Annotated in this window: 15 protein-coding genes; 12 read left to right on the forward strand and 3 right to left on the reverse strand. The window is 57.8% G+C overall.

Going from position 1 to position 12695, the window contains the following annotated elements; all coding sequences use genetic code 11:
• The first annotated feature begins 116 nt into the window (after positions 1-116).
• From DLD99_RS10455 to DLD99_RS10490, 8 genes are all read left to right on the forward strand, one after another.
• Complete coding sequence (locus DLD99_RS10455) at positions 117-566, forward strand: hypothetical protein (RefSeq protein WP_114882123.1); 450 nt, start codon at positions 117-119, stop codon at positions 564-566.
• A gap of 201 nt (positions 567-767) precedes the next feature.
• On the forward strand, positions 768-1727 hold the full coding sequence (locus tag DLD99_RS10460) for a sugar ABC transporter substrate-binding protein (RefSeq protein ID WP_114882124.1): 960 nt from the start codon (positions 768-770) through the stop codon (positions 1725-1727).
• 56 nt (positions 1728-1783) lie between these two features.
• Positions 1784-3337 (forward strand): sugar ABC transporter ATP-binding protein, encoded by a 1554-nt coding sequence (locus DLD99_RS10465; protein WP_085732496.1) that lies wholly within the window; start codon positions 1784-1786, stop codon positions 3335-3337.
• Positions 3334-4311, forward strand: coding sequence for an ABC transporter permease (locus DLD99_RS10470; RefSeq protein ID WP_025111208.1), 978 nt, complete (start codon positions 3334-3336; stop codon positions 4309-4311). Before DLD99_RS10465 ends, DLD99_RS10470 begins: the two co-directional genes overlap by 4 nt.
• Positions 4312-4314: 3 nt before the next feature.
• On the forward strand, positions 4315-5334 hold the full coding sequence (locus DLD99_RS10475; protein WP_114882125.1) for a LacI family DNA-binding transcriptional regulator: 1020 nt from the start codon (positions 4315-4317) through the stop codon (positions 5332-5334).
• A 24-nt stretch (positions 5335-5358) separates the two neighbouring features.
• Positions 5359-6276: a ribokinase gene (rbsK, locus tag DLD99_RS10480; protein WP_114882126.1), complete on the forward strand. Its 918-nt coding sequence runs from the start codon at positions 5359-5361 to the stop codon at positions 6274-6276.
• Positions 6273-6677 carry a D-ribose pyranase gene (gene rbsD, locus DLD99_RS10485; RefSeq protein WP_114882127.1) on the forward strand — a complete coding sequence of 135 codons (405 nt, stop codon included), beginning with the start codon at positions 6273-6275 and terminating at the stop codon, positions 6675-6677. The genes rbsK and rbsD overlap by 4 nt, the downstream gene beginning before the upstream one ends.
• Positions 6678-6723: 46 nt before the next feature.
• Complete coding sequence (locus DLD99_RS10490; RefSeq protein ID WP_085712026.1) at positions 6724-7752, forward strand: nucleoside hydrolase; 1029 nt, start codon at positions 6724-6726, stop codon at positions 7750-7752.
• Between the two features lie 36 nt (positions 7753-7788).
• Here the strand turns inward: DLD99_RS10490 and DLD99_RS10495 are convergent, their stop codons facing one another.
• A complete protein-coding gene (locus DLD99_RS10495) occupies positions 7789-8001 on the reverse strand; it encodes a hypothetical protein (RefSeq protein ID WP_085712027.1) in 213 nt (70 codons plus the stop codon).
• A gap of 132 nt (positions 8002-8133) precedes the next feature.
• On the opposite strand from DLD99_RS10495, the gene DLD99_RS10500 reads away from it, so the two are divergent.
• Both DLD99_RS10500 and DLD99_RS10505 read left to right on the forward strand, forming a co-directional pair.
• Positions 8134-8439 carry a hypothetical protein gene (locus tag DLD99_RS10500; protein ID WP_114882128.1) on the forward strand — a complete coding sequence of 102 codons (306 nt, stop codon included), beginning with the start codon at positions 8134-8136 and terminating at the stop codon, positions 8437-8439.
• Between the two features lie 166 nt (positions 8440-8605).
• A complete protein-coding gene (locus tag DLD99_RS10505) occupies positions 8606-8923 on the forward strand; it encodes an I78 family peptidase inhibitor (RefSeq protein WP_114882129.1) in 318 nt (105 codons plus the stop codon).
• A 72-nt stretch (positions 8924-8995) separates the two neighbouring features.
• Here DLD99_RS10505 and DLD99_RS10510 read toward each other — a convergent pair whose 3' ends face one another.
• Both DLD99_RS10510 and DLD99_RS10515 read right to left on the reverse strand, forming a co-directional pair.
• The gene (locus DLD99_RS10510; protein WP_003179963.1) at positions 8996-9208 is read right to left on the reverse strand and encodes a cold-shock protein; all 213 of its coding nucleotides are present in this window, start codon (positions 9206-9208) and stop codon (positions 8996-8998) included.
• Positions 9209-9500: 292 nt separating this feature from the next.
• Positions 9501-9800 carry a hypothetical protein gene (locus DLD99_RS10515; protein WP_085712030.1) on the reverse strand — a complete coding sequence of 100 codons (300 nt, stop codon included), beginning with the start codon at positions 9798-9800 and terminating at the stop codon, positions 9501-9503.
• A 371-nt stretch (positions 9801-10171) separates the two neighbouring features.
• Between DLD99_RS10515 and thrS the strand changes: the two genes are divergently transcribed.
• Complete coding sequence (thrS, locus tag DLD99_RS10520) at positions 10172-12094, forward strand: threonine--tRNA ligase (protein ID WP_085689202.1); 1923 nt, start codon at positions 10172-10174, stop codon at positions 12092-12094.
• A complete protein-coding gene (infC, locus tag DLD99_RS10525) occupies positions 12094-12645 on the forward strand; it encodes a translation initiation factor IF-3 (protein WP_170929631.1) in 552 nt (183 codons plus the stop codon). Before thrS ends, infC begins: the two co-directional genes overlap by 1 nt.
• Positions 12646-12695: the final 50 nt, after the last annotated feature.

Genomic DNA, 12695 nt, shown 5'->3' on the forward strand with positions numbered 1-12695 from the left:
GAAAAGGACTACATCTTTTGCAGGACAAGTGAGGTTGCCGGATTTGCATTCTCTGCTAAAGAAAGCTTCCCGCAGGCCGATGGGTGTTGAAGGAAACTGGAATTGAGGGAGTTCACATGTCACTGACGATCGGTTTTTCCAACCCCGGTGCTGTCACCATCGGCGGCAAAACCGCCGCTACGATCAATGCGATGAGTGATGCGCAAGCGGACGCTTCTACCGAGGCGCTGGGCGTAGAAAAACCAGAGGGCAATCAGGTCAGGACCGGCGGTCCCGCGCAAGAAGACAGCAAGACCGAAGGGGGTGGCGACAACCTGAGTGTCACCGTCAAGATGCTGCTGAAGCGGATGCAGGAATTGCAGAAGCAATTGCAAGAGCAGCAGCAACGACTGGCTGCGGCACAAGCTGCGAGCTATCCGACTCCGGAAGCGAAATCGCAGGCGGTCATGGCCGTTCAGGGCGAGATCGCCGAAACCAGCGGCGCGCTGCTGGAAGTCTCGGCCGCGCTGGTCAAGGAAATGTCGAAAGGTTCTTCCGCCGGTAACGTGGTCAACACCACGGCTTGAGCACTCAAGGGGCGAATCTGCGGATTCGCCCTACAATCAATACCGATTTCTGATTGTTGACAAACGTGGGCGGGATTCGCATAGTTCGGTCTACGCAAACGTTTGCGCGGCTTTCCCGAGACTCTGTTGTCTGGAAAATGCCGACGAAGCTTACGCCAGCGCAAGCGTTGCTCACAATAATCATAAGATCGGAGTGAACCCATGAAGCTGCCATTCGCTGGACGCCTTCTCGCTGTCGCCATGCTGGCTGCCGCATCCGCTGCACTGCCTGTCTCTTCGGCTTTCGCCGAGTCCCCCGAAAAACCCAAGGTCGCACTGGTCATGAAATCTTTGGCCAACGAATTCTTCCTCACCATGGAAGACGGCGCCAAGGCTTACCAGAAAGAGCACTCCGCCGATTTCGACCTGATTTCCAACGGCATCAAGGACGAAACCGACACGGCAGGCCAGACCCGCATCGTCGAGCAGATGATCCTGGCGAAGGTCAATGCACTGGTCATCGCACCTTCTGACTCCAAGGCCATGGTGCCGGTGATCAAGAAAGCCGTCGACGCCGGCATCACCGTGATCAACATCGACAACCAGCTCGATCCCGCCGTCATTAAAAGCAAGAATATCTCCCTACCGTTCGTAGGCCCGGACAACCGCAAAGGTGCACGTCTGGTGGGCGAGTACCTGGCCAAGCAACTGAAGGCCGGTGACGAAGTCGGCATCATCGAGGGTGTTTCCACAACGACCAACGCCCAGCAGCGTACCGCTGGCTTCAAGGATGCGATGGAGGCTGCGCAGATCAAGGTCGTTTCCCTGCAGTCCGGCGACTGGGAAATCGACAAGGGCAACAAGGTTGCCGCGTCGATTCTCAGCGAGTACCCGGACGTCAAGGCGTTGCTGGCCGGTAACGACAGCATGGCGGTCGGCGCTGTTTCCGCTGTACGTGCGGCCGGCAAGGCCGGGCAGGTACAAGTGGTCGGTTACGACAACATCAACGCCATCAAACCGATGCTGCAGGATGGTCGCGTACTCGCAACGGCTGACCAGTTCGCTGCCAAACAGGCCGTGTTCGGTATCGAGACCGCGCTGAAAATCATCAAGGGCGAGAAAGTCGACAGTGGCGCCAACGGCGTCATCGAAACCCCGGTCGAACTGGTCACCAAGAAGTAGTCTTTCGGCGACACAACGGCGCTCGTCCGTCCGGGCGAGCGCATGGAGAGTTTTTTATGTCAGTTTCCGCCCCGAACGCTGTCCTCTCGGTCAGCGGTATCGGTAAGACCTATGCGCAGCCGGTGCTCACCGGCATCGACTTGACGCTGATGCGCGGTGAAGTGCTGGCACTGACCGGCGAGAACGGTGCCGGTAAAAGTACCCTGTCGAAAATCATCGGTGGTCTGGTGACCCCGACCACCGGGCAGATGCAGTTCCAGGGCAAGGAATACCGCCCTGGCAGCCGTACCCAGGCCGAAGAGCTTGGCGTGCGCATGGTCATGCAAGAACTCAATCTGTTGCCGACCCTTTCGGTGGCGGAAAACCTGTTTCTCGACAACCTGCCAAGCAACGGTGGCTGGATCAGTCGCAAACAGCTGCGCAAGGCTGCCATCGAAGCCATGGCCCAGGTCGGCCTGGATGCCATCGATCCCGACACGCTGGTTGGCGAGCTGGGTATCGGTCACCAGCAAATGGTCGAGATCGCGCGTAACCTGATCGGCGATTGCCATGTGCTGATTCTCGACGAGCCGACCGCGATGCTCACCGCTCGCGAAGTCGAAATGCTCTTCGAGCAGATCACCCGGCTGCAGGCGCGCGGCGTTGCGATCATTTATATCTCCCACCGTCTCGAAGAGCTGGCCCGAGTCGCACAGCGCATTGCCGTGCTGCGTGACGGCAATCTTGTTTGCGTCGAGCCGATGGCCAATTACAACAGCGAGCAACTGGTCACCCTGATGGTCGGTCGCGAGCTGGGCGAACACATGGACATGGGGCCGCGCAATATCGGTGCGCCTGCGTTGACGGTGAAAGGTCTCACTCGTTCCGACAAGGTGCGGGACGTGTCCTTCGAAGTGCGTGCCGGTGAGATTTTTGGCATTTCCGGATTGATCGGGGCAGGGCGCACGGAACTGCTGCGCCTGATCTTCGGTGCAGATCTTGCCGACAGCGGCAGCGTTGCCCTCGGTTCGCCGGCGCAAGTGGTGAGTATCCGCTCGCCTGTCGACGCAGTGCGCAATGGCATCGCCCTGATCACTGAAGACCGAAAGGGTGAGGGCCTGCTGCTGAGCCAGTCGATCAGCGCAAACATTGCCCTGGGCAATATGCCGGAGATTTCCAGCGGTGGTTTCGTCAACAATGGCGATGAAATCTCCCTGGCCAAACGGCAGATCGATGCCATGCGCATCCGCAGTTCCAGCCCGACTCAACTGGTGTCCGAACTGTCCGGCGGCAACCAGCAAAAAGTCGTGATCGGCCGCTGGCTGGAGCGCGACTGTTCGGTGTTGCTGTTCGATGAGCCAACTCGCGGTATCGATGTCGGTGCCAAGTTCGACATTTATAACCTGCTGGGTGAGCTGACCCGGCAGGGCAAGGCGTTGGTGGTGGTTTCCAGCGACCTGCGCGAGCTGATGCTGATCTGCGACCGCATCGGGGTTTTGTCGGCGGGGCGTCTGATCGACACGTTCGAACGCGACAGCTGGACCCAGGATGACTTGCTTGCCGCCGCGTTCGCCGGCTACCAAAAACGTGATGCGTTGCTCAACGAAGCAGCGCCTAGGGATCTCCCATGAAAACTGCATCTTCTGCCGGTAAACGTAGTGGCAACTTCTACGGTCTGGGTACTTATCTGGGCCTGGCCGGTGCCTTGCTGGCGATGGTTGCGCTGTTCTCGGTCATGAGCAGCCACTTCCTGTCGTACAACACTTTCAGCACCCTCGCCAACCAGATCCCCGACCTGATGGTGTTGGCGGTGGGCATGACCTTCGTGCTGATCATCGGCGGGATCGACCTGTCGGTGGGCTCGGTGCTGGCGCTTGCGGCATCGACCGTCAGCGTGGCGATCCTGGGCTGGGGCTGGAGTGTCCTTCCGGCTGCGCTGCTTGGCATGGCAGTGGCGGCACTGGCCGGCACGGTGACCGGCTCGATCACGGTTGCGTGGCGAATTCCGTCGTTCATCGTTTCGCTTGGTGTGCTGGAAATGGCCAGGGGCCTGGCCTATCAGATGACCGGTTCGCGTACCGCTTACATCGGTGATTCATTTGCGTGGCTGTCGAACCCGATTGCCTTTGGTATTTCGCCGTCGTTCATCATCGCCTTGCTGGTGATTTTCATTGCTCAAGCGGTGTTGACCCGGACCGTGTTCGGTCGCTACCTGATCGGCATCGGTACCAACGAGGAAGCTGTACGGCTGGCGGGCATCAATCCCAAGCCCTACAAGATTCTGGTGTTCAGCCTGATGGGGCTGCTGGCCGGTATCGCGGCGCTGTTCCAGATTTCCCGCCTGGAAGCGGCCGACCCGAACGCCGGTTCAGGCCTTGAGCTGCAAGTGATCGCTGCGGTGGTCATCGGCGGCACCAGTCTGATGGGCGGCCGTGGTTCGGTCATCAGTACGTTCTTCGGGGTCTTGATCATTTCCGTCCTGGCGGCCGGTCTGGCGCAGATCGGCGCAACCGAGCCGACCAAGCGCATCATCACCGGCGCAGTGATCGTCATCGCGGTAGTGCTCGATACGTATCGCAGCCAACGCGCAAGCCGGCGGGGCTGAGACATGGCGACAATCAAGGATGTGGCGGCGCTTGCGGGAATTTCCTACACGACCGTCTCCCATGTTGTGAACAACACCCGGCCGGTGAGCCAGGAAGTGCGGCTGAAAGTCGAGGCGGCGATCAAGAGCCTCGACTACGTGCCGAGTGCCGTAGCCCGATCGCTGAAGGCCAAGACCACTGCCACCATCGGCTTGCTGGTGCCCAACAGTCTTAACCCGTACTTTGCCGAACTGGCCCGGGGGATCGAGGATTACTGTGAGCGTAATGGCTACTGCGTAATCCTCTGCAACTCCGACGACAATCCGGAAAAGCAGCGCAGCTACCTTCGGGTGCTGCTGGAGAAACGCATCGATGGCTTGATCGTCGCCTCCGCTGGCGGTGACAGTGGTCTGGTGCAAGGTCTGGCCGGGGTCAAGACGCCGATGGTGATCGTTGACCGGGGACTGGAAGGTGTGGACGCCGATCTCGTGCGCATCGACCATGAATATGGCGCCTATCTGGCAACGAGGCACCTGATCGAACTCGGCCATCGCGATATCGCCACGATTGGCGGTCCGGCGAGCACCAGTGTTGCGCAAATGCGTCAGGCCGGATTTTGTCGCGCCTTGAAGGAGGCAGGTATTGAAGTGCCGCCATCGCGGATGCTGGAAAGCGACTTCACCAGCACTGGTGGTTACAACGCGGCTGCGGTTTTGCTTGAGGGCAATCCTCCCAGTGCAATCTTTGCCGGCAACGACATGATCGGCATCGGTGTGCTGCGCGCCGCCGCCGAGCGTAATGTTCGCGTACCTGCGCAGTTGTCGGTGATCGGCTTCGACGATATCCAGATGAGCCGTTACGTGTACCCGGCGCTGACCACTGTGGGGCAGTCGATCCTGCAGTTGGGCGAGATGGCGGCGGAAGTGTTGCTGCGAAGAATTGCTACCCCGGATCTGGCTACGGATCAGCGGATCGTGACCCCGAGTATTGTCTTGCGAGAGTCGACTGCGCCGCTGGCTGGCGTGTTTACCGAATATCGCTGAAACCGAATTGATGAGTAGTGGTGTATGCCTGCAAATGTAGTGGTAATAGGCAGTCTGAACATGGACCTGGTCACCCGGGCGCCTCGTTTGCCCCGGGGTGGCGAGACACTGATCGGACATTCGTTCGCGACTGTGTCAGGTGGCAAGGGTGCCAACCAGGCGGTGGCCGCCGCCCGGCTGGGCGCTCAGGTGTCGATGGTCGGCTGTGTCGGCAATGACGACTACGGCGTGCAATTGCGCGAGGCATTGCTGGTCGAGCAGATCGATTGCCAGGCGGTCAGCGTGGTCGAGGACTCCAGTGGCGTAGCGCTGATTGTGGTCGATGACAACAGTCAGAACGCTATCGTCATCGTTGCCGGAGCCAACGGTTCGATGACGCCTGCGGTGATCGACCAGTTCGACGCGGTATTGCAGGTGGCGGATGTGATCATTTGTCAGCTGGAAATTCCCGATGCCACCGTCGGTCATGCGCTCAAACGCGGTCGTGAACTGGGCAAGACGGTCATCCTGAATCCGGCCCCGGCCAGCCGTCCATTGCCGGCGGACTGGTTTGCTTCCATCGACTACCTGATTCCCAATGAAAGCGAAGCCGCAGCCCTCAGCGGTTTGCCGGTGGACTCGCTGGAAAGCGCTGAAAAAGCAGCTGCACAACTGATTTCCATGGGCGCCGGCAACGTGATCGTCACGCTGGGGGCTCAGGGTGCGTTGTTCGCCAACGGCTCGGGTTACCAGCATTTTCTTGCGCCCAAAGTGAAGGCGGTCGATACCACGGCTGCCGGGGACACCTTCGTCGGCGGTTTCGCGGCAGCGCTGGCCGCCGGCAAAACCGAAGTCGAGGCCATTCGTTTTGGTCAGATAGCCGCGGCGCTCTCTGTTACTCGTGCGGGTGCCCAGCCTTCCATTCCCACATCATCCGACGTACAGGCGTTCAAACCCGCATGAAAAAGACTCCATTGCTCAATATCGCGCTGTCTCGGCTGATTGCCTCTCTTGGTCATGGCGACATCGTCGTGATCGGTGATGCCGGCTTGCCTGTGCCACCGGGTGTCGAGTTGATCGACCTCGCGCTGACCCACGGTGTTCCGGATTTCGTCAGCACCTTGAAGGTCGTGCTCAGCGAAATGCAGGTGGAAAGTCATGTGCTCGCCCAGGAAATCTTCGACAAGCAACCCACTGCGCTGGCTTCGCTGGATGCATTGAATGAAGAAGGTGCACTGGGGCGGCGCGATCTGCTCAGTCATGAGCAATTCAAGGCTCTCAGCCGACAGGCGCGAGCGATTGTTCGTACAGGCGAATGTCAGCCGTACTGCAACATCGTGCTGGTGGCCGGGGTAACGTTTTAACGGGGCTCAGTCCCTTTTCTGATTTCAAATGCACAAGGAATGCGCCATGCACCGCTATGCTCAAAAAATTCACCAACTGATCCGGAGCCTGCTGCTTTTGTCCGTGATAACCGCAACCGGCGCCCAGGCGGCGGAAAAGATCGATCTGATCATCGATACCGATCCGGGTGCCGATGATGTGGTGGCCCTTTTGTTTGCTCTGGCATCGCCGGAGGAGCTGAACATTCGCGCGCTGACCACCGTGGCTGGCAACGTGCGTCTCGACAAGACATCACGCAATGCGCGACTGGCCCGCGAGTGGGCCGGGCGTGAAGAGGTGCCGGTTTACGCCGGTGCACCGAGGCCGTTGATGCGCACTCCGATCTACGCCGAGAACATCCATGGCAAGGAAGGCCTGTCGGGTGTCACCGTGCATGAGCCGAAAAAAGGCCTGGCTGAAGGCAATGCGGTCAACTACCTGATCGACACCCTGAAAAAAGCCAAGCCGCACAGCATCACCATTGCCATGCTGGGTCCACAAACCAACCTGGCACTGGCGCTGATCCAGGAGCCGGAGATCGTTCAGGGCATCAAGGAAGTGGTCATCATGGGTGGCGCGCACTTCAACGGTGGCAACATCACGCCAGTGGCCGAATTCAACCTGTACGCCGATCCGCAAGCGGCTGAGGTCGTGCTCAAGAGCGGCGTGAAACTGACTTACCTGCCGCTGGATGTAACCCACAAGATTCTCACCAGCGATGCACGCCTGAAGCAGATCGCGGCGCTGAACAACAACGCGAGCAAGATTGTCGGCGATATCCTCAACGAGTACATCAAGGGCGATATGGAACACTACGGTATTCCGGGTGGTCCGGTGCATGACGCCACTGTCGTGGCTTACCTGCTCAAACCAGAGCTGTTCACCGGCCGTTCGGTGAATGTGGTGGTTGATAGCCGTGAAGGTCCGACCTTCGGGCAGACCATCGTCGACTGGTATGACGGCCTGAAAGCCCCGAAAAATGCCTTCTGGGTGGAAAATGGTGATGCTCAGGGCTTCTTCGATCTGTTGACCGAACGCCTGAAGCGTCTGAAGTAAGCAACAGGCCCGCAGGTGCCAGCCTGCGGGCCTTTTTTATTCTTTCTCGATGTCCGATGTGCCTTTGAAGTCATCCGGATACTTCTCGAACAGCTGGGCAATAAATGATTGCGCGGCTTGTGTTCCCAGTGTCTTGACCAGCAGGTCGATGCTGATCAATGCCAATTCCTCCGGGCTGCCCGGACTGTAAGAGCTATGGCCTTGTGGCCAGTGGGCCTTGATGTCGGCTGAGATGCTTACGGTCGTCATGATGGGCTCGGAAGGTTGCGGGACTGGAGTCTTGAGTTAACCACTTTGTCCGGTGTTTGGCACTGCGACTTAGGCATGAGCGCAAGGCTATGCGACACTTGGTCGTCTTCGAAATAACCAGGGGCCTGAGCTGTGCAGATCGATTTGAATTCCCCCGACGGCCTGACGCTGGACGCCGTGCGTCTGATGCTGGCTTCGGCCAGCGACGATGAGCACACCCAGTTACGCGTGACCAAGGGCGGCATTGCATATATCTCTTCGGGCGTCACGGGTGGCCAGGCTATCGATGGCTTGTCGTTTCGCCTGGAGACCTGGGCCAAGGGCTCGGGTTATGTGGGCAACGTTGCGGCCAGTGACGAGGTCTGGGTGATGCAAATCTTCAATGCGCTCAAGGACAACTGGCCGAATCCGCCCTTTGACTACATTGATGTCTACTGAGCACTGGTCATATTCAGTGACGATTGTATGAAGAAGGATCGGGCGTTGCTGAGGCAAACTCGCCGTTTTTCTGATCGTGGGGCAGGGGAGTGGCGCAGGTCATGAAACCAAACGCTGTATTGGCGGTCGCACGATGTTCGCTCAACTATTGAAAAAAGGAGGCTTCATGCCTTGGAAGCTCGCGTCACTGGGTACTCTGATGGCAGTTGCCATGCTGGCTGGCTGCACTACCACGTCCAGCGAGTCGCAGAAGGATCCCGTGGCAACCGAAACCGGCCACAGTCGTTGCGAGGCAACCGCTGCAGAGTTCGCCGTCGGCAAAAAGGCTTCGCCGGAATTGCTGGAGCAGGCGCGCAAAAAGGCCGGCGCGCAGAATGCCCGATTCCTCAAGCCTGACGACATGATCACCCTTGAGTACCGGTCTGATCGGCTGAACCTCAATACCGACAACAATCTGGTGATCACTCGGGCCAGCTGTGGCTGAGTTGTACAGACTTTTGTCACGCGCATAAAAAACCCCGTCACATGGACGGGGTTTTTTTAGTGCGCCGGGAAATTACTCTGGGCGAACTTGTGCAGCTTGCATACCCTTTTGGCCTTTCTCAGCCACGAAGGAAACGGTCTGGCCTTCTTTCAGGCTTTTGAAACCGTCGGATTCGATAGCTTTGAAGTGTACGAACAGGTCGTCACCGCCACCTTGAGGAGTGATGAAGCCGAAGCCTTTTTCATCGTTGAACCATTTAACGGTGCCGGTTTGGCGATTAGACATGGTGTATCTCCAAGAAACATATATTTTCAGTAGTACTGTGCTGCTCAGGCCAACTGGGCACACCGGGGTATCATAGTCGAAATGTTCGCTTTGGTAGCCCCCCGGACGTGCTGTTTGCTTTCATATTGCAGACGCTTCGACAGTTTGAATGTCTGTAACCCCCGGTTTCAGAGGCTTTCAGCCAATTCGGCGGGGTGTAAAAAAAGCTATAAAACCTGCATAAAATATCGGATTCAGGGGCATTCTGGCCGTTTTTCGCTCGCTGAATGCCCGTAAATCCGCTCGCCAGGGTCTATTTCTGCACTCGGCAAACCGAGATTTCCTTCAGCGCGCGCTGACCCAGCTCACCGCTCGGCGGGGTGTTCTTGTCCATCAGCTGAGAGATTTCCTGGGTGGTGAATTTCTTCTCCAGGACATCAGCGCCACAGGTGCAGTGTTGTTTGGCTACGGTCGGGTTGACGCTTTGGCTGGCCGCTTTTGTGCAGTCGTTCATGTATTGCTCTTTGACGCCTTTCGGCCAGGCAGCCTGCGCGCTCAGCGGCAACAGCAGAACTAAAGGGACGACTGCGGCGAATAGGGTGTTCAGACGCATGCGAGGATGCTCCTTGTGGGTCGATGTCTTGTTATCTGATGGCTGAGTGGCCGATCAAGTTCATCACTCTGGCATAAAACTGACGATTTGCCTGCCGGTAAAACCAGAGTGCGTGTGTGACCGTTCATCTGTGCTAGCATGGCCGACTCGGGCGTTCGCAGGCTCCGGATGACCTTCAGTCCCGGCAGTGGCGGCGTACGAATACTCTGATTTGAATCCCAGTCACTCTGGTTCGGTTTTCCGGTTGGCCGCAAGGCTCCTGCCGCTGTAAGGCAGGCGTTCGTCATTGAATGGCCTGGATCGGATCTTGTACTGGCTCATCCCAACCCACGTGACCTTTGGTAGGGGTCACCACTAGGAGAGGAGGCGCCATGCCAACTATTACTCTTCCCGACGGCAGTCAACGTTCATTCGATCACCCGGTTTCCGTAGCCGAGGTCGCCGCATCCATCGGTGCAGGCCTGGCCAAGGCCACCCTGGCCGGCAAGGTGAACGGCAAGCTGGTCGACGCCAGCGACATCATCGACAGCGACGCAACGCTGCAAATCATCACGCCAAAGGATGAAGAGGGGCTGGAGATCATTCGCCACTCTTGCGCCCACCTGGTTGGCCACGCGGTCAAGCAGCTGTACCCGACGGCCAAAATGGTCATCGGTCCGGTCATTGACGAAGGCTTCTATTACGACATCGCCTTCGAGCGTCCTTTTACTCCGGACGACATGACTGCCATCGAACAGCGCATGCAACAGCTGATCGATACCGAATACGACGTCATCAAGAAAGTCACTCCGCGTGCCGAAGTGATCGAAGTGTTCAAGGCTCGCGGCGAAGACTACAAGCTGCGTCTGGTCGAGGACATGCCGAACGAACAGGCCATGGGTCTGTACTATCACGAAGAATATGTCGACATGTGCCGCGGTCCGCACGTGCCGAACACTCGCTTCCTGAAATCCTTCAAGTTGACCAAGCTGTCCGGTGCCTACTGGCGCGGTGATGCCAAGAACGAGCAATTGCAGCGCGTTTACGGCACCGCCTGGGCTGACAAGAAGCAGTTGGCAGCGTACATCCAGCGAATCGAAGAAGCTGAAAAGCGCGATCACCGCAAGATCGGCAAGCGTCTGGGCCTGTTCCACACCCAGGAAGAAGCGCCGGGCATGGTGTTCTGGCACCCGAATGGCTGGACTCTGTACCAGGTACTCGAGCAGTACATGCGCAAGGTGCAGCGTGACAACGGCTATCTAGAGATCAAGACGCCGCAAGTCGTTGACCGTAGCCTGTGGGAAAAGTCCGGTCACTGGGCCAACTACGCTGACAACATGTTCACCACCGAGTCGGAAAGCCGCGACTACGCGATCAAGCCGATGAACTGTCCTTGCCACGTGCAAGTGTTCAACCAGGGTCTGAAGAGCTACCGCGAGCTGCCGATGCGTCTGGCCGAGTTCGGTGCCTGCCACCGTAACGAGCCGTCGGGTGCGCTGCACGGCATCATGCGCGTGCGTGCATTCACTCAGGACGACGCCCACATTTTCTGCACCGAAGAGCAGATGCAGGCCGAATCCGCTGCGTTCATCAAGCTGACCATGGATGTTTACCGCGACTTCGGCTTCACCGATGTCGAAATGAAACTGTCCACTCGTCCGGAAAAACGCGTTGGTTCCGACGAACTGTGGGATCGCGCCGAAGCAGCTTTGGCCGCGGCCCTTGATAGCGCGGGCCTTCCGTACGACCTGCAGCCGGGTGAGGGCGCTTTCTATGGTCCGAAGATTGAATTCTCGCTGAAAGATTGCCTCGGTCGCGTGTGGCAATGTGGTACTTTGCAGCTCGATTTCAACCTGCCAGTGCGTCTCGGTGCCGAATACGTCTCCGAAGACAACAGCCGCAAGCATCCGGTCATGTTGCACCGTGCGATCCTCGGTTCGTTCGAGCGTTTCGTCGGGATTCTGATCGAGCACTACGAAGGTGCATTCCCTGCGTGGCTGGCGCCGACCCAGGCAGTGATCATGAATATCACTGATAAACAGGCAGATTTTGTTGCTCAGGTCGAAAAAACTCTCAACGAAAGCGGGTTTCGTGCCAAGTCTGACTTGAGAAATGAAAAGATCGGCTTTAAAATCCGCGAGCATACTTTGCTCAAGGTTCCATATCTCTTGGTTATTGGGGATAAGGAAGTCGAGATGCAGACTGTCGCTGTGCGTACTCGTGAAGGTGCTGACCTGGGCTCGATGCCCGTCGCCCAGTTCGCTGAGTTTCTCGCGCAAGCGGTTTCCCGGCGTGGTCGCCCAGATTCGGAGTAATTATTATTAAGCGTGAAATGAGACAAGATAAACGAACTGCACCGAAAGCCCCGATCAACGAGAATATCTCGGCACGCGAGGTTCGGTTAATTGGCGCTGACGGCGAGCAGATTGGCATCGTCTCGATTGATGAAGCGCTTCGTATCGCTGAAGAAGCAAAGCTTGATCTGGTAGAAATCTCTGCAGACGCAGTCCCACCGGTTTGCCGTGTGATGGACTACGGCAAGTCGATCTTCGAAAAGAAGAAGCAGATTGCTGCGGCGAAGAAGAACCAGAAGCAGATTCAGGTAAAAGAAATCAAGTTTCGTCCAGGGACGGAGGAAGGGGATTACCAGGTAAAACTGCGCAACCTGGTACGTTTCCTGAGTGACGGGGACAGGGCCAAGGTATCCTTGCGATTCCGCGGCCGTGAGATGGCCCACCAGGAGCTGGGGATGGAACTCCTCAAGCGGGTTGAACAAGACCTGCTCGAGTACGGTTCGGTCGAACAGCATCCTAAGATGGAAGGACGCCAGCTGATCATGGTCATCGCCCCGAAAAAGAAGAAGTAATCAACAGGGCACGGCAGGCCTTCTGATTATGTTTATCAACTGAATGCGGA

The sequence above is a fragment of the Pseudomonas kribbensis genome (assembly GCF_003352185.1).
In the GTDB taxonomy this organism is placed as follows: domain Bacteria; phylum Pseudomonadota; class Gammaproteobacteria; order Pseudomonadales; family Pseudomonadaceae; genus Aquipseudomonas; species Aquipseudomonas kribbensis.